The sequence below is a fragment of the Actinopolyspora biskrensis genome, assembly GCF_013408175.1.
Taxonomy (GTDB): domain Bacteria; phylum Actinomycetota; class Actinomycetes; order Mycobacteriales; family Pseudonocardiaceae; genus Actinopolyspora; species Actinopolyspora biskrensis.
The window spans coordinates 84235-103898 of the sequence record NZ_JACBYW010000008.1; the positions used below are offsets into that span (position 1 = coordinate 84235).

At 66.8% G+C, this 19664-nt stretch carries 14 protein-coding genes and 3 pseudogenes; 6 read left to right on the forward strand and 11 right to left on the reverse strand.

All coding sequences use genetic code 11. The annotated features are described in order from the left end of the window. The first annotated feature begins 263 nt into the window (after window positions 1–263). Complete coding sequence (locus FHR84_RS19385; protein ID WP_179536969.1) at window positions 264–1700, forward strand: glycoside hydrolase family 43 protein; 1437 nt, start codon at window positions 264–266, stop codon at window positions 1698–1700. A gap of 108 nt (window positions 1701–1808) precedes the next feature. Here the strand turns inward: FHR84_RS19385 and FHR84_RS19390 are convergent, their stop codons facing one another. The 3 genes and pseudogenes from FHR84_RS19390 to FHR84_RS23380 all read right to left on the reverse strand — a co-directional run bounded on the left by FHR84_RS19390 (window position 1809) and on the right by FHR84_RS23380 (window position 6789). After that, window positions 1809–2855, reverse strand: a complete 1047-nt coding sequence (locus tag FHR84_RS19390) for a LacI family DNA-binding transcriptional regulator (RefSeq protein WP_179536970.1) — start codon at window positions 2853–2855, stop codon at window positions 1809–1811. Between the two features lie 156 nt (window positions 2856–3011). Further along, on the reverse strand, window positions 3012–5819 hold the full coding sequence (locus FHR84_RS19395; RefSeq protein WP_179536971.1) for a beta-L-arabinofuranosidase domain-containing protein: 2808 nt from the start codon (window positions 5817–5819) through the stop codon (window positions 3012–3014). A gap of 290 nt (window positions 5820–6109) precedes the next feature. Further along, a pseudogene (locus FHR84_RS23380) lies at window positions 6110–6789 on the reverse strand (SDR family NAD(P)-dependent oxidoreductase). A 169-nt stretch (window positions 6790–6958) separates the two neighbouring features. Here FHR84_RS23380 and FHR84_RS19405 point away from each other — a divergent pair. Both FHR84_RS19405 and FHR84_RS19410 read left to right on the forward strand, forming a co-directional pair. After that, the gene (locus FHR84_RS19405; RefSeq protein WP_343075339.1) at window positions 6959–7732 is read left to right on the forward strand and encodes an SAM-dependent methyltransferase; all 774 of its coding nucleotides are present in this window, start codon (window positions 6959–6961) and stop codon (window positions 7730–7732) included. 301 nt (window positions 7733–8033) lie between these two features. Then, window positions 8034–8756, forward strand: coding sequence for an NPP1 family protein (locus FHR84_RS19410; RefSeq protein WP_343075340.1), 723 nt, complete (start codon window positions 8034–8036; stop codon window positions 8754–8756). Window positions 8757–8859: 103 nt separating this feature from the next. Here the strand turns inward: FHR84_RS19410 and FHR84_RS19415 are convergent, their stop codons facing one another. Together FHR84_RS19415 and FHR84_RS23385 are read right to left on the reverse strand one after the other, a co-directional pair. Then, window positions 8860–9138 (reverse strand): hypothetical protein, encoded by a 279-nt coding sequence (locus FHR84_RS19415; RefSeq protein WP_179536973.1) that lies wholly within the window; start codon window positions 9136–9138, stop codon window positions 8860–8862. A 155-nt stretch (window positions 9139–9293) separates the two neighbouring features. Beyond that, window positions 9294–9404, reverse strand: a pseudogene (locus FHR84_RS23385) (DUF6355 family natural product biosynthesis protein); the annotation flags it as partial. A 248-nt stretch (window positions 9405–9652) separates the two neighbouring features. Here FHR84_RS23385 and FHR84_RS22595 point away from each other — a divergent pair. The 3 genes and pseudogenes from FHR84_RS22595 to FHR84_RS19430 form a co-directional block, all read left to right on the forward strand. Continuing rightward, a pseudogene (locus FHR84_RS22595) lies at window positions 9653–9778 on the forward strand (Tn3 family transposase); the annotation flags it as partial. Between the two features lie 338 nt (window positions 9779–10116). Continuing rightward, entirely contained in the window at window positions 10117–10953 is an 837-nt protein-coding gene (locus FHR84_RS19425) for a class I SAM-dependent methyltransferase (RefSeq protein WP_179536974.1), read from the forward strand. Between the two features lie 81 nt (window positions 10954–11034). Next, window positions 11035–12420: an aminotransferase class V-fold PLP-dependent enzyme gene (locus FHR84_RS19430; protein WP_179536975.1), complete on the forward strand. Its 1386-nt coding sequence runs from the start codon at window positions 11035–11037 to the stop codon at window positions 12418–12420. 36 nt (window positions 12421–12456) lie between these two features. Here FHR84_RS19430 and FHR84_RS19435 read toward each other — a convergent pair whose 3' ends face one another. The 6 genes from FHR84_RS19435 to FHR84_RS19460 form a co-directional block, all read right to left on the reverse strand. Continuing rightward, entirely contained in the window at window positions 12457–12756 is a 300-nt protein-coding gene (locus FHR84_RS19435) for a hypothetical protein (protein WP_179536976.1), read from the reverse strand. A 106-nt stretch (window positions 12757–12862) separates the two neighbouring features. After that, a complete protein-coding gene (locus FHR84_RS19440; RefSeq protein ID WP_179536977.1) occupies window positions 12863–13045 on the reverse strand; it encodes a hypothetical protein in 183 nt (60 codons plus the stop codon). Between the two features lie 213 nt (window positions 13046–13258). Continuing rightward, window positions 13259–14527 (reverse strand): coiled-coil domain-containing protein, encoded by a 1269-nt coding sequence (locus FHR84_RS19445; RefSeq protein WP_179536978.1) that lies wholly within the window; start codon window positions 14525–14527, stop codon window positions 13259–13261. Window positions 14528–15300: 773 nt separating this feature from the next. Next, a complete protein-coding gene (locus FHR84_RS19450) occupies window positions 15301–16212 on the reverse strand; it encodes a bacteriocin fulvocin C-related protein (RefSeq protein WP_179536979.1) in 912 nt (303 codons plus the stop codon). A gap of 351 nt (window positions 16213–16563) precedes the next feature. Beyond that, window positions 16564–18132, reverse strand: coding sequence for a GH32 C-terminal domain-containing protein (locus FHR84_RS19455; protein ID WP_179536980.1), 1569 nt, complete (start codon window positions 18130–18132; stop codon window positions 16564–16566). A 228-nt stretch (window positions 18133–18360) separates the two neighbouring features. After that, a complete protein-coding gene (locus FHR84_RS19460; protein ID WP_179537044.1) occupies window positions 18361–19122 on the reverse strand; it encodes a DeoR/GlpR family DNA-binding transcription regulator in 762 nt (253 codons plus the stop codon). Window positions 19123–19664: the final 542 nt, after the last annotated feature.

Here is a 19664-nt window from a genome sequence, read left to right on the forward strand (position 1 = left end):
TCCTGGGTTGGTACGTCGGTCGAACAGGACTGTCGCGTTTCGGAACACTGTTGAGTGATCGTTAACATCGATGAAATCAAGATCCAAAAATGCGAACTTCGCATTATTGACCTATCGGTGCGAAGATCGTATGTTAACGCTCACTTGAATGGTGCCGACCACTCGCCGCCCCGAGCGGGAGAGGAAGGCACGTACGACGCCCGGTCGCCCCGCCCCCGGCGCGTGCCACGCGGTCGCGCGCACGACGAGAGAGTACGACACCGATGGCGAAGAACCCGTTGACCAGCAGATACCGACACGTGCTTTCGCACGTCGCGCTGACCTCGCTGCTGGCGCTGAGCAGCACACTGGTCACCCCGGCCGCCGTGTCCGCGGAGATCGGCGAAGGCTCGCCCGCACACCAGAGGAGATCGTCCGGTGGAACCGTGGTGAACGGACCCCCGGGGCACAACGGAAACTCCGGACCGCGGGCGGAGAAAGTCACCGAAGCGGCCGAAGCGCTCGTGGTGCCCCACGCCGACGACGTGCGGGGAAACATCACGTTGCCGACGAGCGGTTCGCACGGCACAGAGGTGTCCTGGAAGTCGAACAAGGCCAGGGTGATCACGCCGACCGGCGAGGTGAACCGTCCCGAGCACGGTGCCGAGCCGGCGTCGGTGAAACTCACGGCGACCGTGCGACTGGGCGGAACGAGAACCAAGCGCAGGTTCGATCTGACGGTGCGGCCGCTCCCGGAGCGGAAGCCGAAGGAGGGGTACCTGTTCTCCTACTTCACCGGAGAGGGGTATCCGAACGGCGAACAGGTGTATTTCGCGGCCAGCCGGGGAAACGACGCGCTGCGGTGGGACGGGCTCAACGGCGGTGAACCGGTGCTGGCCTCCACCAAGGGCGATCAGGGAGTGCGGGACCCGTTCATCATCCGTTCTCCACAGGGGGACAAGTTCTACCTCATCGCCACCGACCTGAAAATCCACGGTGACGGAAACTGGGACGAGGTCCAACGGCACGGCAGCAAGCACATCGAGGTGTGGGAGTCCACCGACCTGGTGCACTGGTCCGAACAGCGTCACGTCCGGGTGGCGCCGGACAACGCGGGCAACGTGTGGGCCCCGGAGGCCTACTACGACGAGTCCATCGGAGCCTACGTCGTCTTCTGGGCGTCCAAACTGTACTCCGAGGACGATCCGGAGCACGAGGCCGACACCCACAACCGGATGATGTATGCCACCACCCGGGACTTCCACACCTTCAGCGAACCCGGGGTCTGGAAGGACCCCGGACACTCGGTGATCGACTCCACGGTCGTGGAGGAGGACGGCACCTACTACCGGTTCACCAAGGACGAGCGGAGCAACTCGCCCGAGGCGCCGTGCGGCAAGTACATCACCGAGGAGAGGTCCGAGCAGCTGCGCAGCAGGGACTACGAACTCGTCGCGGAGTGCATCGGCGAGGGCGACGGCTCGGACTCGGGAATCAGCCGCGGTGAGGGACCGACGGTGTTCGCGTCGAACACCGAGGACAAGTGGTACATGTTCATCGACGAGTTCGGCGGTCGTGGCTACGTTCCCTTCGAGACCACCGATCTGGACTCGGGGGAGTGGAGCATGTCCGAGAACTACGACCTGCCGGACAGGCCACGGCACGGCACGGTTCTGCCGGTCACGGAGGAGGAGTTGAAGCGGCTGCGTGCGAGCATGTAGCCGCCCGCGCTCTCGACGGGAGCACGCGCACCGCGGCTGTCGGGCACGACTTCGAGCACCGGCGTCCGGCAGCCGCGGTGGCCGAGCCCGCGCGCCGCGCGTACGGGACTACGTCGCCACGCCGGAGCCCTCCCGCAACCGGCCGACGGTGCTTTGCCGGGCGACCAGCTCGGGAACGATGACGGCGCTGGTCTCGGCTTCGTCGGAACCGTCGATCCGCTGGAGCAGCAGTTCCATGCTGCCTCGCCCGACCGCGTCGAAGTCCTGCGCCACGGTGGTCAGGGGTGGGGTGAAGTAGGCGGACTCCGGTGCGTCGTCGAATCCCGCGACGAGCACGTCCGCCGGAACCCGGACCCCTCGCTCGTGGAAGGCGCGAAGAGCGCCCAGCGCCATCTGGTCGTTGGCGACGAACACGGCACGTACATCGGAGCGTTCGGCCAGCAGCTGGCCGCTCGTGTAGCCGGAAGCCGGACTCCAATCACCGCGCAACGGCTCGGGCGGTTCCACACCCGCCTGCTTCAGCTCGGCCTTCCAGCCGGCGAGTCGCCCCTGGGCCTCCAACCAGTCCGACGGGCCCGCGATGTGCCAGACCGAGTCCGCCCCCTGGTCGAGCAGATGCCGTGTGACCAGCCGCGCTCCTTCGGCCTGGTCCACGCACACCACGGGACGGCCGCCTCCGTCGCCGCCCTCGACGACCACCAGCGGCAGTTCCGAGGGCACGTCCCGCAGTGCTTCGACGGCGGCTCGTCGCGGGGCGATGGCCACGATCCCCTCGACGAATTGGTTGTTGAGACGCTCCACCGCTCGTTGCACGGCGGCACCGTCGACGTCTTTCACGCTCGCCACGCTGACGAAGTAGCCCGCCCGGCGCGCCGCTTGCTCGATGCCGTAGAGCGTGCTGGCCGGACCGTAGAGCGTGCTGGCCGGGCTGATGACGCCGATGACCCTCGTGCGCCGGGTGACCAGGGCCCGAGCCGCCGAGTTCGGCCGGTAGTCGAGTTGTTCGATCGCCGCGATGACCCGGCTGCGCGTTCCGGGGGAGACCGATGGGTGCTCGTTGAGGACTCGGGACACCGTTTGGTGGGAGACTCCGGCCAAGCTGGCGACATCGGCCATCACAGCACGGCGCTGCGGCGAGGTCGTGTTCCGGGGCATTCACACCTCCGCTGTCCGGGCCTTGGCACGACCGTACCGTTGCCGCCGCGAGCGCTTGTCGAGTGTGCGGGTCCGGACGCGGCGCCGGGGCCACCGCACAGAAGTCGCGGGGCGCTACCGAACGGCAGCGCCCCCGCGCACGTGCTGTTTCGAGGTTCAGCCGTCGTAGGCAGCCCTTTCCACGGCGGAGAGGATCCGCTCCCGTTCGGTAGCGGTGAAGGTGCCCTCCCGGCGCCGGTGTTGCGAGATCCGGGCCACCCGGCTCGTGAGCTCGCCCTTGTTGTCGAACGGCGCTTTCGCCCAGACCTCGTCCAGGAAGGTGGTGCCGTCCGCGGTCCGGCGGTTCGGAACGCCCGAGTCGACCGAGTCGAACACGATTCGGGGCTCTTGCCTGCGGAAGTAGGCGTGGTAGGCGTCGGTGGTGCCTTCGAGGAACGGGACGAGCTCCACGTCACCGATCCGGAAGTGCAGCGGCTCGCCCGGTACGGGCTCCAGCGCCCTGGACAGGTCTCCGGACAGACGCGCCGTGCCGTGGACGGCGAGGGGGATGAAATCGGTGCGCTCGTCCCGGGCGACCAGGTTGACCGGGCCGTACATCAGGTTCTGCACCGTCGGGTCGTCCGGAGTGCGTTCGGCACGCAGCTGGAACGGCAGGTCGACGTCGACGGTGTCACCGGTGCTCCAGTTGCGTGAGAGGGTGACGTACTCGCCCGGCCGTGCGGAAACCCGCTGCCGGGTGCCGTTGACCCGCACCGAGAACCCGTTTCCGGCCCAGCGCGGCACGCGCAGCCGCAGTTCGAAGCTCGCCGACCCGTTCACCCGCAGTCTGCTGTGCTCCTCGTACGGGAAAGCCGTCTCCTGTTCGAGGGTCACTCCTCTCGCCCGCCAGCGCAGTGTGGAGGGAAGGTAGAGGTTGACGTGGAGCGCGCTCTGGTCCTCGCTGACGAAATAGGCCGCGTCCTGGTACTTCGTCGCGTTCTCCAGTCCTGTCCCCTCGCAGCAGGTGGTTCCCTCCTTCGGGGTGAAGTCGCGGACCGCGCCGGGCTGCAGACCGATGAAGTAGGTGGTCAGTGGCTTGTCTTCATCGCTTTTGTCCTGTTTGGATCCCAGTATCTGGTTGAGCAGGGTACGTTCGTAGTACTCGGCGTAGTCGGGGTCGCCCTCCCGCAGGAACAGCGAACGAGTCAGCTTGAGCATGTTGTGGGCGCAGCACGTCTCGGCGGTTTCCGGCCCCAGCAGCTCGGCGACGGCCCCGGAACCGTGGAAGAACTCGCCCTCGCCGGTTCCCCCGATGCCGAACATCCTGGGCGGCACGACCATGCGCCAGAAGTTGTGCGCTGCCTGCCGGTACCGTTGTTCGCCCGTTCGCTCGTACAGCATCGACAGACCGGTGAAGATCGGAATGTGCTGATTGGCGTGCTTGCCGTCGAGAACGTCCCGGTCCTGCGCGCAGGCGTCGATCAGCGAATCCAGATCGAAGTACCCGGCCAACCGCAAGTGCTCCGGTTCGCGGGTGTGCTCGTGCGTGCGCAGTACCGCCTCGACCACGCCGCCGTACTCGCCGCTGGAGAAAATGCTCCACATCCGCTGGAGGTCGGTGTCGCTCAGCTTGCTCAACCGGGAGTGCATCCAGTCGCACATGCCGGAAGCCAGCTCGAGGGCCCGCTGGTCGTTCGTGGTCTCGTAGGCGTCCAGCACCCCCTGCAGGATCTTGTGCGCGGTGTAGTAAGGCGCCCACACCCGGTGGTAGTCGCTGGTGGTCATCGACTCCAGGAGGATGAACTGGGTTTCCGGGTAAGCGGCGAGGAAGCCCGGATGGCTCGGTTCGCCCCAGCTCCGCGCGTACCTCGCGTGCCGTCCGCCCCCCGAGCCGTCGTGCAGGACGGTGCCGTCCTGTTCGGCGCAGGCGTAGGAGAACCGGTCACCCGCCCCGACGGCGGTGTCGGCGGCTCTGGCGTGTTGCAGACGTTCGATCTGCTCACTCGTGAGAGCGGTCGACCACAGGTTGACGTCGTCGTATCCGCCGGCGTACACGGGGTCGTCGTAGTGCGACCGGCCGAGCCAGCAGTGGGCGAGCGTTCCGAGCTCGGCCGGAGTCAGCGACATCAGCGCGTTCCGGCCGACCCGTCGGCCGTTGACGTACAACGCTCCGGAGTTCTCCGCCAGGGTGACCGCGACGTGGCTCCACTCGTCGACCGGCAGTGGTTCCGAACCGACGATCCGCTCCTCGGACTCGCCTCCCGTGCGGGTGATCGCGAACCGTGGAAGCCCGTCCCCGCCGTAGGGGGTCAGGAACATGTTCGTCTCGGTGTCGTTGCCGAAGTCGAAGATCCTGGTCCACGGTTCGGCGACGGCAGGTCTGATCCAGGCCGCGAACGTCGTGCTCGACAGACCGTTGACCGCCTCCGCCGGTGCGTCGAAGTAGAGACAGGAACCGCGTCGCACGGCGACGGCGGTGTCGAAACGGCCCGTTGTGCCACGTATGGCCGGCTTCCGGTTCAGTGCCTCGCGGCACTCGTGCAGCGCGGCGATCATCGTGCGGAGTTTGCGGTCGAACACCTCCTCACCGGTGCTCGCGTGGGCCTGGGACAGCATCGTCATGAAGTGGCCGGTGAAGTGCCCCCGGAGATTGCCGTTGGCCTCACCGTCCAGGTTTTCCCAGCCGTCGGGGGCTTCCACCCCGTGGGTGGGCAGGTCCGCGTTCGCGCGGAAGACCTGCAGCAGCCGGTTCTCGTCGTAGCCGCGGGCGAAGCTCAGCATCCGAGCTCGTTTGTCGGCCAGGACGCCCCGGCCGAGCGTCACGTCGGACAGGGGGAAGCCCCGTAATCGCGTGGTGCCCGCGAGCTCGCCGGTCGTGGCGGGGGAGCCGGGTGCGGCCGCGGTGGTCGGTGAAGTCAGGAGCGGAAGGGAAGCGGTCGCCGCCCCGAGCCTGAGTGCGGTCCGGCGGTTGAAGTGATGTGCCATGGAGTTTCCTGCCCTCGCGGTAGGACTGATCGCGCACCGAGTCGCTGTGTTTGTGAGCGCTCACACAAGACGGGGAAGGATGTTAGCAGTGGGCGGAGTCACTTTCCACGGTTCAGGCAGGTTTCCGCCGTCTTCCATCCTGGCTCGCTCGGAGTGCCTCCTGTAGGGGCGGCCTGTTAACGCCCACATGATCGCTGTCGCAGGCGGTGGGCCGAGGAAACACGGCGGAAGGGGCGCTCCCTGCCGGGAAGGTGCCGATGGAAGCCTGCCGCCTGGCGCCGTGCGTGTGCTCAGAGCGCGTGGCCGCCGGCGACCTGTGGAGTACCTGCCCGGTGATCCAGCGCGCCTGGTGGGAGGCCAGGCAGACCACGGCGTCGGCGATGTCGTCCGGATCACCGACCCTGCCCATCGGCACGATCTCGGTCGCTTGAGCGATGCGGCCTTGGAGGTACCGTAACCGGTTTGACCGGGAAAAGCCCGGGCCGCGTCGGTCGTGATATTGACGACGGACAACGGGTCGTTCCCGCGGCGGAGACGGGCCGCCTCGGCGGTCAGGACCGCAGGAGCGATGGTGTTCACCCGGTAGTTCCGTTCCAACGAATCTGGGGTCAACGACTCGACGCCGTCCGGGTGCTCGCGGTGAGCAGCGTTGTTGACCAACACGTTGATCGAACCGGCCCGTTCGGCAACCGCTCGCACGAGCTGATACGTCTCGCCGGAGTCGGCCAGGTCGGCGTTGATGGTAAAGGACCCGTCGCCGAGCTCATCGGCGAGCTCGGCGGCGGCTGCGCTGGTATCGGGGGTGATGTGGGCCCAATCGACGTGGTCGGGTGCCGACGGATCCCGCACGAGGTGATGAACCGCCACGCACGCGCCCTGTGCTGCGAAAGCACGGCTGATCGCCGCCCCTATACTCCCGGCCCCTCCGGTGACCCAGGACAGTTTGGTCGGCAAGGCCGGGGTCGATCATCCTGTCGTCCTTTCCCGTCGGGGACGGTGCCAGTGGATCACGCCGCCGATGCAGTGCGGCACGGGGCAGACACACGCGAGCGTGTCTTGACAGGATGGATACTGATCACCTTTCAGATCTATAGGAAGGCGTACTCGTGGGCCAGTGGTTCGACAGCACCGTCGGTAGCGTGGATGAGACGACCCCGAACATCGCGCGCATGTACGACTACTTCCTCGGCGGGTCGGCGAACTTCGCCGTCGACCGCACGGCCGCCGAGGAGTTCCTGCGGGTGTATCCGGGAAACACGGCGTGGGCACAGATCAACCGAGCGCTGTTGGGACGTGCCGTGCGCCATCTGTGTGCCCGGGGGATCGACCAGTTCCTCGACCTGGGGTCGGGAGTTCCCACGGTGGGCAACGTGCACGAGATCGCTCAGCGGGAGAACCCCGAAGCACGGGTGGCCTACGTCGACATCGAGCCCGTCGCGGTGCACCACGCCCGGCACATACTGCAGGGAAACACGCAGGCGGCGGTCGTCCAGGCCGACATCCGTGAACCGGACGAGGTGTTGAACGCGCCGGAGGTGACCGAGCTGCTGGACTTCTCCAGGCCGGTGGGGGTCCTGGCCGTGGCGATCCTGGACATCCTCCACGTCGAGGACCCGCCGGGACTGGTGTCCGCGTATCGCGATGCGTGCGTTCCCGGAAGCGCCCTGGTGATCACCAACGGGGCGGAGCTGAGCATGACCCCCGAGGAACGAGAGGGGATCGACCAGGTCATGGGGCAGACCACCACTCCGCACGTCACGTTCCGCAGCCCGGAAGAGGTGGCCGCGCTGTTCCCCGGCTACACCCTGCTGGAGCCCGGGGTGGTGCCCAGCGCGCAGTGGCGTCCCGACGAGCCGATCAGCGAGGAACAGGCCCTGCGTTCCAACGGTTACGCCGCTGTCGGCGTTCTGTAGGGGCCGGGAAGAGGTCCGGACACAGTGGACCCGATTTCCGGTCAGGTGTCGGCATCCGGACAGTGCCCCTTCACACTCGGTTCGTGCGTACGTACGTTGCCGGTTCTGTCCGCGCACTACGCTCGCCGATCACCAGCTACCTCACCGAGGTGAAGGGATTCGCATGTACGGAACCGCAGCGCGAGGAACGACCGGGACCGACACCGCGTCGGAAACAACACGGGGGCGGCACTCGGCGTCCCCGGTTGTGAGACTTGGTGCGGGGCGACGACTCCCCAGAGTCCTGCTGGCCCTGAAGGCAGTGTTTCTGCTGTTGATCGCCTTTCCGGGGGCGGCCGTGGCCGAGACGGTCCCCCCGAAGATTCCGGCCGGCTCCGCACCGGAGGACGCGAAGTGGTTGCCCGCGTTCGACTACGACGGGGACGGTTGCTACCCCAGTGTGGCCATCGGCCGGAACGGAACGCTGAACCCGGGGTTGAACAACTCCGGGGCGCTCGACGGGCAGTGCCACGACCCGTCCGATCTCGACAACTCCAACGTCTACGCCCGCGCCAAGCGCAACAACGGTTGGCAGGCTTATCTCTACGACATGTACTTCCAGAAGGACCAGGCAGTGCCGGGCCTGGACGCCTTCGGGCACCGACACGACATCGAGCACGTCGTGGTGTGGGTCCACGACGGAAGCGCCAGGTACGTCTCCACCTCCGCCCACGGTGAGTACAACACCCACTCCACCTCCGAGGTCGGTTGGCACGAGGGCACCCACGCGAAAGTCGTCTACCACAAGGACGGAGTCGGTACCCACGCCTTCCGGCTCGCGGGCAAGGACGAGCAGCCGGAGAACGACTGGGGAACCTGGCACTATCCCACGCTGGTGAGCTGGAACAACTTCCCCGGTGACACGAGGGCGAAGTTGACCGGAGCCGACTTCGGAAGCGCCAGCCTGGCCATCAAGAACGGCGCCTTCCAGGACAACCTCGACAAGGCGAAACCGGACGGGATCCCGTTCGACCCCTACGCGTGATCCGAACACCGCCACGACGGAGCCGTTTCTCCGGGGAGGTTCCGGGAAGACGGCTCCGTCGTGCGGCGCCCCGGAAAACGGTGACGGTGCTGACGCCTCGAGCTCAGCCACGCTGGTCGTTCTCGAGAGCTTTCCGGATGTCGTTGAGCCAGCCGGTGAACTCGAGGGCGTTCAACCCGGCCGCCTGGCAGACCCGATCGGTGGCCTGCTCGAAGGTGTAGCCCACGGTCTCGAGGTGGTTTCGGTCGCGCAGCACCAGGGCGACCGCCAGCTGCTCGTCGATGGACCACTCGCCGGACGGGTGCTCCTGATTGTGGTCCCGTGCCCATCGGCACCGTTCGGTGATCTCGTCGATGTGCATGCCGTTGTTCTCCGTTCCCACGCCGTTTCGTTCCTCGCGGACATGCTAGTGACGGTCACCGGCTGGTGGAGGAGCCGGGCGCACGAGACGCGAGTGAGCGATTCGAGGAATGAGGAGTTGATTCAGCACGTCCTGCCGACGTACGACGCGAAACGAATGCCGTCGGTGCTGCCCAGCTAGGTGACACCGGGACCGACGCACTTCGTGCAGTCGGACGCCCAGATGGTGTCCACGTTGCTAACCACCGACGTTTTGTCGGAACAGTGGTTGTAGTAAGCGTCCTTTCTTTCCCGAAAGAATCACACATCCCCGTGCTCACGTGGGGTTGCAGCTCGGATGTGGACTATACGACCTTCGGTGCGTCCGTTGCTGCGGAAGCTGTGCGAGGTCGTGGCCTTCGACGCCTCGCCGGAGGCCAGCGGGTGTTGGCCGCGCTGCGAGACCTGCCCCGACTGTGGGGCGGGGGCGCAACAAGGTTGAGCGCAGCGAGATCGACGAAGGACTGCTGGTCGGCTCGTGGAAGCGCCTCGTGCTGGACGCCCCGCGGGACTCGCTGCATGTGCTCGACGTCTTGTATGACCGCGACGGCGGCAGGCCGCCGGAGATGCTGGTCACCGACACCGCCTCGTATTCCGACATTGTCTTCGGTTTGTTGAGCTTGGCCGACTGGACCGAGCCGGGACACCGTGCGCTGACATCGCACTGACACGTGATCAATTCCCGATAGTAACGCTTCGTGGTGGCGAGAGGTGGTGAGAGTCGGGCGACACACCGAGCGTGCTGTTCCGTTCGGTCTGCGAGTGCTCGTGCCAGCACCCGGTTCATCCGGCCTGGTGCGGTGCCGCAGGCGCGGGCGGTTCGAAGCTCCTGCCGGATCCTCCAGCGGGAGTCAGTGAGGTGTAAGTGGCCTGTCAGCGGATCCCGATACGAAGTGAGGTCGAGTAGTCGTCACTCCGATGCGCCGCGCGCTCTGCGCCTCGGGACGGGAGGAATGCGCACATGGCTGACTGGAGCTGGAACCTCGACGCGGCCTCGTCCGAGCCTCTGCGGAGTTACGAGGACGTCCTGGTCAAACGAATATTCCATCCGTGGGCGTGTCATCTGCTGGGGGTGCTGCGCCCGGAACCGGGGTCTCGCGCGATTGACGTGGCGACCGGCCCCGGAACGGTCGCGCGAATGCTGGCGGCGTCCGTTGGTCCCCGCGGATCAGTGCTGGGAACCGACATCAGTCCGGGGATGCTCGATCTGGCCAGGGCGAAGCCCCCCGTGGACGGCGCCGCGATCGAATACGCCGAATGCGGAGCGGACTCCCTGCGAGCTCCGGACGCCGCGTACGACGTCGTCGTGTGCCAACACGGACTGCAGTTCTTCCCCGATCGCCGAGCTGCGCTGAGCGAACTGCACCGCGTCGCCGCCGACGGGGCGCGTCTCGCGATCTCTCTGTGGGCAGGCCTGGAATCCAACCCGATGTTTCGAGCGCTGCACGATGCCGTTTCCGCGGAGCTCGGAGAACAGCAGGCGCAGGACTTCCGACAACCGTGGAGCCTGCCCGCGGACGAGGTCGTGCAGCTTCTCCACGAAGTCGGATTCGTGGACGTGCGGCGCACCCCCGCAGCGCTACCAGTCCACGTTCCCGAAGGGGCCGAGGGGTTGAGCTGCGTCTACCGCCTGTCGGCGATCGCCGAGGAACTTGAACAGCTTCATCCGACCGCGCACGAGGCGCTCATGCAGAACTTGCGAACCCGCCTCGCTCCCCTGCTCCACGACGGAACGATCCACGCCGTGACCAGCGCGGAAGTGGTGACAGCGACCGCCACGTCGACACGGCCTGCCTAGCTCCCGAGGAGGTCCCGAGCGGCCTCCCGGTCGGGACCCGCGCCGTTGTCGTCGCCGAGCAGCAGAACCGGAGCATGACACATGGACGACACGAAGAGCAGGATGGACGCCATCCGGGCCTCGGAGTTCCCGTATCTCGACGAGTCCGGGCAGGCCTACCTCGATTACACGGGTGCGGCGCTTCCTCCCCTGTCGCTGACGCGTGCTCACTGCGACAGGCTCTCCCACCGGGTTTGGGGGAATCCGCACTCCCGGAGCCCTGCTTCGCAAGCCTCCACCGAGCGGATCGAACAGGCGCGCACGGAGGTGCTGCAATTCTGCGGGGCGGACCCGGCGACCTACGAAGTGATCTTCACACCGAACACTACCGGGGCGATCCGCTTGGTGGCCGAGGCGTACCCGTTCGGGGCGGACACCCCGCTGGCGATGCTGGCCGACAACCACAACTCCGTGCTCGGCCTGCGCCACTACGCAACGCGGGCGGGATCGATCACCAGGATGGTGCCGCTCGGCGCAGATCTACGGGCTGACGAGCCACGTCTCGAGCAGGAACTCGAGACGTTGTCCGAGCAGGGAAGGCCGGGGCTGCTCGCGTATCCGGCCGAATCCAACGCCACGGGCGTGCAGCATCCGCTGTCCTGGGTCTCCACCGCGCACAGTCACGGCTGGCGCGTGCTCCTCGACGCCGCCGCCTTCGCGCCGACCAGCGGTCTCGATCTGCAAGCCGTTCCCGCTGACTTCGTGACCCTGTCCTGGTACAAGATCACGGGCTTCCCCGCGGGAGCGGGCTGTCTGATCGCGCGCCGTGACGCGCTCGAGGCGCTCCAGCGACCCTGGTTCACGGGCGGGACGGTCTACGCCTCGTCGGCCCAGGTGGATTGGCACCTCCCGCTGCCCGCACCGGACAGCTTCGAGGACGGCACACTACCGTTCCTGATCCTTCCGGACATCACCGAGGCCGTCCGGTGGCACACCGCGATCGGCTATCCGGCGATCCAGCAGCACACCGGGAGGCTCACCCGCCGACTGCTCACCGGCCTCCGCGAACTCGCGCACCCGGGCGGTCGGCCGGCTGCCCAGATCGTCGGCCCCGCTGACGACGAGCAGCGCGGACCGACGGTTGCCTTCAACCTCATCGACGAGGACGGTGCGCTGATCGACGAGCGAGCGTGCGAGGAGGCCGCCGCAGCCGCCGGGATCAACCTCCGGACCGGATGCTTCTGCAACCCCGGAGTGTTCGAACACCGCCACCAGCTGACGCAGGAGCGCCTCAGAAGCTCCCTCGCGCGAGGCAACCCCTGTGACATGGGCACCTACCAGCGGCTGCTCCCGGTTCGGACGCAGGGTGTGGTCCGAGTGTCCGTAGGGGTGGCCAACAACGATGCGGACATCGACCGAGTGCTTGAGGTGTGTGCCGACGTGGCCCGAAATCCCACCGACATCCGGGAGCCCCGGATCGTGTGCTGAGCTCGGGCTTGAGGGACATCGGAACGGAAACTGGCGCTAAGCCCCGGTTCTCCGGATTTGCTTGTTGACCGGCTTGCTCGGGTTGCTGAAGTCTGCGCGCTGCGGTTCCGCCGCAGTGGGCGGATGCAGACCTGAAAGGGCCGGTGAATGCCAGTTGAGTTCCTGTCCGATGAACAGCCGCGGCCTATTGCCGTCGGCCACATACACTTCGCGACGCCGCAGCGCATCCCGCAGCGACACCAATACGCACAGCTCGTACGGGATGCGCTCGATGCGGTCCCGCTCGTCGATGACGGCGTCCCGCCATGCCGTGGGCACCACCCCGTCGACGGGCACACTGTCCACCTCGACGTAGAAGCGGGTCCTGTCCCTTGATCGAGCGTGAGCGCCAGGAGCAGTGCCGAACTCCTCGACAGGCACTCCGACCTGCTCAGCCACGTAGTCAACCGCCTGTGGCGGGATCTCCTCGGCCTAGCAGCGGGAACCGCGCCCCGATCTCGAAGAACTTCAGCAGCAGTGCGAAACCCAGCCGAGTAGCCCCGGACTTGTTACCCATCAACTGCCAGTCCGCGCCGACCAGCGTCCACGACCCCACCAGCTCATCAGGCCGCCACTCGCGCTGCATTCAGGAACGCTACCGCCCCATGATCCGCGTGACCTCTGGCCCTACTTTGCCCCGCGGGCCAGCTTCGGGCGCCCAGGGCCTAGTGGAAACGGAACCCGGATCGCCGGGGCGATCCGGGTTCCGCCCACCGGACCCGACGCAACCGGAACCAACCGAAGGGTCTCGGACGTCGTCGTGTGCCCCAGCGGTTCCGAGGAGGGGAGGGGACGCGACTCAGTCGCCACGCAACAACTCGCGGATGCGCTCGGACAGGGAGGCTTCGGAGGGGGAACTTTCCTCCTCGGTGTCCTGTTCGTCCAGCGCCCGCTCCAAAGCGGACCGCCAGTTGGCGAGCTCGGTCGCTCCGTCCTGGCGGGCTTGTTCGGTGGTGGCCAGTTGGTGGCGCAAACCGCCGATGGTCTCGTGCAGTTCGGCGAGCTGCGTCGCGTGCTGCTGCTGCAGTTCGTCGCGAACTCGCTGTTCGGCCTCGGCGTGTTGTGTGCGGGTCGATTCGAGTTCGCGGTGTTGTTCCTGCTCGAGTTCACGAATCCGCTCGGAGTGTTCACCGCGCAGCCGGTCGAGTTCGGCGGCGTGCTCGCGCCGGAGTTGGTCCAGGGTCTCGGTGTGCTCGCCGACGAGCTGGTGATTGCGGTTGGTGGCCTCCTCGAGCTGCTGGCGAACCTCGGTCAGAGTGTGCTGCGTGCTGTGCAGTTGTGCCCGAACCTCGGCCAGTGTCTGTTCCGCCTCGTCGCGGCGTTGGGTGACCGCGGCCAGTCGTTGTTCGAGCTCGTTGAGCTGCGCGGCGTAGCGGTCGCGCTGGCCTTCGGCGTGGGACTGGGCGTGCTCCGCGGTGTGCCGAGCTTGCTCGGCCTGCTGCTGGGCCTGCTCTGCGACCTGCCGGGCGCGGTCGGCCTGATCGCGTTCGGCTTCCGCGGACTGACGGACGTGTTCGGCCGCTTCGGCCTGTCCGCGTGCCTCGGCGGCATCGGTTTCGGCCTCGGCCTGGGCCGCGCGCGCGGCGGCGACGTCCTCGTCGAGTCGCCCGTTCACGGTTTCCAGGGAATCCACCAGCTGGGTCAGCCACGGCTGCACACCGGTCAGCCCGTTCAAGGCCGTGGTGATCTGCTCTCCGAGCACCGCGGTGTCCACCGTGGCCGCGGGGGAGTTCTGTTCCCCGTGCGCCGAGCTCAGCAGCCGTTCGGCCCGCCCCAGCTCGGCGCAGGTCACCGCTCGTCCGTCCACTGCCCAGGTGCGATCCCGTTCGTGGCAGAACTCCCGTTTGCGTCCGGTGCGTGCCTCCGGCAGTACCGCGCGGCAACGACTGTAGCCGCAGCGCCGCGGTTCCGTCGTTGACCTGGACAAAGATTCGTCATGGGTTCCGTCATGTCCGTTTTTGCTCCCGGGGGATTCCTCCAGCGAAGTCGGGGAGCCATGGGGGGTGATCTCGTGCTGCGCGGCGCTCGCCGGTGCCTCCGGCACGGTTTCTTCCTCGTAGCCCTGCATGTCTGCACGATATCAGTTTTGTTTTGTTAAGTTAAATTGGTTAGTTTTATAAAGAGAACTATTTAATAGATGTCCTATTTAGTAGTTGATAATGCCGCTTATCTACTACTAAGGGGGTGATGGGGCGAGGCCGGAGGTTCGCCTCGCTCGGCCCGCATCAGGGCGAACGAACCAGAGACGTGGCAGACGCAGGCGGGCGCCGGGGAGCAGTCGTTCTCGAGCTCCTACGCCGAGCCGCGAAGTAGTGCCTCTCGTGGAGATCACCGACTGGTTATGGTGAGGTGTCCGTAGTCGGTGGTGCGGGGCACACCGCAGATCCCGCGATCTGCTGGACGGTCTTCTCGCGGGTGTTGTGGAACTGTGGGACGAGCTCCGCGCTACGCGGACCTCTCGGCATTGCCGCCGACCACGGGCTCGAAGGCGCGATCCTCAAACGCACGACCGGTCGCGGGCGGCCGCGAGATCACGTGTCAGGGGAGAGCTGCGTGCCCCTCACGTCGCGGGGTGTGCGCATGGACCGCGACCCGGCCGTAATCACCGTCCCGTTCCCGCGCCCTTGAGCACGTTGGACGGTCCACCGGCCCGGCGTCGATCGGGCCTGGACCGGCAGGACGGCAACGGCGAGCAGGACCTCGCGCACACCCGGAGACTTCGCCGTGATCCGCCACCACGGCAGCTTCGAGAGAACTGGACCACCCCCTGGTCGCGTCCGATCACCGATGCTCCGTCACTCCGGTCGGCCGGGGTTATGCGGTGTCGCGAGAACGCCCGGTTCAGGGGCCTTCACACCACCCGTTGCAGGTGTAGACCCATCCGGTTCCGCATCCGCCCACCCTGCGGCAGCTATCGCTGGGGACGCATCCCATCCAGCAGTAATCGCTGCTGGTGCTGCACTGACAGTCCGCCTTGGCGGGCGCGAGGTCCGGTGGACCGAGGGTCGCGATGAGGGACTGGGTTTCCCCGCCGAAGGAGGCGTTCACCTCGTCCCGGAGTTCCTGCAGCACCCGGTCCCGCTCGGACGGAGACGGCTGCGCGTACAGCGATTCGTCCCCGAGGACGTCCATGGCGCGCCGAAGCGCTCGTTCCTGGTCTTCCGACAGATCGGGATGCGTCGCACCGTACTGTCGGAGGTGCTCGCCCCACAGGCGACTCTTGGTCGCCGCGGACGAGGCGTTGAAGATCGCCTGGCGGTAGGCCATCGAATACTCGACGACCTCGCCGTACGACTGCGGGAGCCGTTCCCCGTTGGCCTCCACCCAGGCACGCGGATCGTCGCCGTTCCTGCCACCGCTGTACGGGTCGAGCTTGGTCAGGCTGGCCGCGACCGCAAGACCGGCGATCAGCGGCAGGGTGCCGAGACGCTTCCGATGCGCGGTTTGGCGTATCCGGCCCAGCGCGCCGAGCACGGCCAGTGTGGAGCGAGGGCCCAGGTGCCGGACCAGGGTGAATCCCAACGGGATGCCGACCCAGGCGCGGACCCGGTTGGATCGGACGCGGATCAGTGTGGGTGCCCACTCCGGGCTCGCACCGAGCGCCTGTTCGCGCCACTCCCGCACGTCCGGGTGCGTCAGCGGGAGCACTTCGAGCTTGTCACCGCAGGCGTCGGCAACAGCGCGGGACATGTTCCGGCAGACTCGGCACGAACCGTCGAAGGCCAGCACCCAACGGTCAAACGTATTCGTCATTGACGTTCCTTCATGGTCGGAATGAGGGTACGTGAGGTAGTCTTCCAAGGCCTCATGCCAGGTGTGACGCTTTCGCGAGGATTTCCCACACTCGGACCAGCGGAACGTCCGAACCGGTCCTGCCGCAAACGCATCCGGATTCCCGACTACGTAGGCGTCCCCGCCGGAGCACCGCCGCTCGGATTCCGTCCGGGGAACACCGACTGCTCGATCAACGGTCCCTGCCGGTCTCAGCCCCTGCTCGCCGCGCCCCGCGGTCTCCACCACCTACCTCGAAGCCGCCACCGATTCGTAGTCCGGCTGATGTGCCGGTGACGCGTCGGCCGCTGGTGCTGCGTCTGCGGGCTCTGATCAGGGGAGTGGCTTTTCAGGGGGTCGGATGGGATCGAACTCGCGGATCACCACGCTGGAGAAGACCGCCGCACCGCCCACCGTGAACAGCGTGACGCCGGTGTCGGTGGGGTCGGGAAAAACCAGGTGCGAGTGGACGTACCGGCCGTCGTCGAGGAACAACTCGATCGTCGTGCGGTCGACGAGCGCTCGTAGGTCCACCCGCTTGGCCGCCGGGTCGAACGGCGTGTGGCTCTCCAACCATTGCCCCGACTGGTCGGGGTGACCGGTCGCCGCGCGGTTGAGGTAGGCGTAGTCGCCGAACACCCCGAGATCGATGTGGCGACTGCCGTCACTCGACTTCCGCAGCTGCATTCCCACGTTCTCCAGCATGCCCCAGGTCACCTCCGCGCGAATCTCGTAGGCAACTCCCTGGAACGGCAGGGGGTGTTCCCCGTCGACGGTGATGGTGCCCAGGTCGATCGTGCGCGCGACGCGATCGTAGAGCGCGTCGACCGGGCGGGAGACCAGGCTGAGCTGCCCGGAGCTCTGCTCCCGCAGGGTGATCTCCCGCACGATCGAGTCCACGCCGTTGTACCCGTCCGCTTCGGTGGTGGGCGTGTTGTGGGCGTAGTCCCAGTTGTTCATCCAGGCCATTGCGTATCGCGTGGTGGGATCGACGCCGTCGCCCGCGGGTTTTTCCCAGGTGACCGCCGCGTACCAGTCGAATCCGTGGTCGAGCCACTGCGGGGCCGACGCGTCCGGGTGGAAGGTGGTGCCGTCGAAGTGCCCCGTCCAGTACGCGAAGGTCTTCGGCAGTCCCGCGTCGCCGCCGTCGGCGCTGACCCCGAGCACCCAGGTCGCGGATCCGTCGGAGGAGGTGAGGTGGAACAGGTCGGGGCACTCCAGCGGGCCGAGCCCGTTCTTGATGAACCCGCTGACGTAGTTCCAGTTTTTCAGGTCCTGCGAGACGTAGAAGCCGACCTTGTTCCCCTCGGCGAGCAGGGTCACCCATCGCCCGCGATCGGAATCACGGATGATCTTGGGGTCGCGGAAGTTCGACACGCCCGGATTGGGCATCACCGGGTCCTTCCCGTGGTTGGTGAAGGTGAACCCGCCATCGGTGGAGTACCAGAGGAACTGGGCCTGCGCACCGCCGTTCTGGCCGTCGGGCTGGGTGGCGAGCACGATGACGCTGCCCTCGCCGAACCCGGCCGTGTTGTCGGTGTCCACCACCACCGAACCGGACCACACGTCCCCGTTGGGGGTGGTGAACTTCGGGATGGAGATGCCCTCGTCGCGAAACACGACGTTGTCGGTCGTGGTGGCCAGCCGCCACGCGGTTCCCCCTCCGTCGCTGAGGTAGTCGGCGTTGTAGAGGTAGTAGTAGTGGAGCTGACCGTTGATGCGGATCGGCCGCTGCGGGTCGTTCTTCCACTGCTCGGGGACCGTGAAGTGGTATTGGCACCGGTAGGTCTGCTCGGTGGCGGCCCGCGTGGTGGCCGGCCGTGCAGTGGTGACGGGAACGGCGACGGTGGTGACACCGGCCGCACTGAGCTGAAGCAGTGTTCTTCGCGATAAACCGGACACGTTGGCCCCTCTGCGTCGTTGCGTACGAGTTCTCCCCGTGCCGTTTCCGGGCACGGCGGCGCCGGTGGGCACGACCGGTGCCGTCTGCGATTTCAGCGTGCCCCGGACGTGGTTGCGCTCAGCGAGCTGGACATGTCCCGGACCGCGGTTCCGCCGTCGGCGAGAGGGTGCCGTCCGGCGTCTCAGGGGCGACCGTGCCGAAGGCCGACGCTTTACCGTGGACCGCCGTCAGACGACGACCACGGCGGGACCGGCGGCCTCGATCTCATTCACGAGGCTGCTGTCCACCCCGTTGTCGGTGACGAAGGTGTCGACCTCCTTCAGTCCCTCTACGCGGGCGAAATGATCGTTGCCGACCTTGGTGTGATCGGCGAGCAGGACGGTTCGCCGTGCGCTCCGGATCGCGGCCCGCTTGGTCATCGCCTCGGACTGGTCCGGAGTCGTCATTCCGCGCTCGACCGACACCCCGTTGGTGCCGACGAACGCCACCTCGACGAAGGTGTCCTGCAACGCCTGCAACGCCCAGGATTCGACGGTGGCCAGGGTGCGCCCCCGCAGTCGGCCACCGACCACCATCAACTGCACGTTCGGACGTGCGCTGAGGGTGAAGGCAATGGTCAGCGAGTTGGTTACCACGGTCAGCTCGCGATCGGCGGGCAGTTGTTCGGCCAGCCTCCCGGTCGTGCTCCCGGCGTCGAGGAGGATCGCTCCGTCCGCGGGAACCTCGGCCAGCGCCGCCTTCGCGATGCGTTCCTTCTCCTCGGTCATGGTGGAGTCGCGCGTCCCGAACGAGGGCTCGAAACCGAGCCGCTCGATGGGGATGGCACCACCGTGCACCCGCCGCAGCACGCCGTGGCGTTCGAGTGCTGTGAGATCACGACGCACGGTCTCGTAGGTGAGGTGGAATTCGCCGGCCAGGTCTGCGACATCGACCCGACCAGCGGCCCGCGCCCGCTCGAGGATCATCCGCTGACGCTCCTCCGCGTACATGTAGTACCCCCGCGCTTCCACGTTCTTCAGAGTGATGCTAACCACAGTTCGTGTGGCCTTACAAGTTTTCACGTGTGGTTTCAGTTGCGTTTGGTTGTTTTTGCTTGACCAAGGGCGAAGTGCTGGGGCAGCGCCGGAGCACTGCCGAAGAGGCGCGGGGGCTCCGACTCCGCACGAGCGGACCTCGCTGATCACCACGCTCGAGCGAGCCGTGGTCGAACCCTTGACAACATCGCGACAGCAGGCATAATCGGTCAACATCAAAAACGAAGCCACACAAAAACAGTCAGAATCGGGCGTTGGTGTGGGGTGCAGAGGCAGCGACGTCAGTCGAGCGGGCAGCCGATGAGCAGGTGAACGGACCGTTCGCCCGCACTCATCCGGCTACGTCGAGTCCGCGCCTCTGCCTGCGCCCAGTGATCCAGTGCGCCGCCGTGAGACGAGATGACCCCGGCACCAACTTGTCCGTATCGAGAAGGGCTCCTGCTCATGTCCACGTCGGCCGTCTTGCGCGCTGATCACTCGAAACAGGACGTACAGCA

Bases quoted from the DNA above. Each gene is read 5' to 3' on its own strand.
- FHR84_RS19460 (WP_179537044.1), bottom strand. From the start codon at position 19,122: ATGTACGCGGAGGAGCGTCAGCGGATGATCCTCGAGCGGGCGCGGGCC.
- FHR84_RS19430 (WP_179536975.1), top strand. From the start codon at position 11,035: ATGGACGACACGAAGAGCAGGATGGACGCCATCCGGGCCTCGGAGTTC.
- FHR84_RS19440 (WP_179536977.1), bottom strand. From the start codon at position 13,045: ATGCAGCGCGAGTGGCGGCCTGATGAGCTGGTGGGGTCGTGGACGCTG.
- FHR84_RS19395 (WP_179536971.1), bottom strand. From the start codon at position 5,819: ATGGCACATCACTTCAACCGCCGGACCGCACTCAGGCTCGGGGCGGCG.
- FHR84_RS19445 (WP_179536978.1), bottom strand. From the start codon at position 14,527: ATGCAGGGCTACGAGGAAGAAACCGTGCCGGAGGCACCGGCGAGCGCC.
- FHR84_RS19390 (WP_179536970.1), bottom strand. From the start codon at position 2,855: ATGCCCCGGAACACGACCTCGCCGCAGCGCCGTGCTGTGATGGCCGAT.
- FHR84_RS19450 (WP_179536979.1), bottom strand. From the start codon at position 16,212: ATGACGAATACGTTTGACCGTTGGGTGCTGGCCTTCGACGGTTCGTGC.
- FHR84_RS19385 (WP_179536969.1), top strand. From the start codon at position 264: ATGGCGAAGAACCCGTTGACCAGCAGATACCGACACGTGCTTTCGCAC.
- FHR84_RS19425 (WP_179536974.1), top strand. From the start codon at position 10,117: ATGGCTGACTGGAGCTGGAACCTCGACGCGGCCTCGTCCGAGCCTCTG.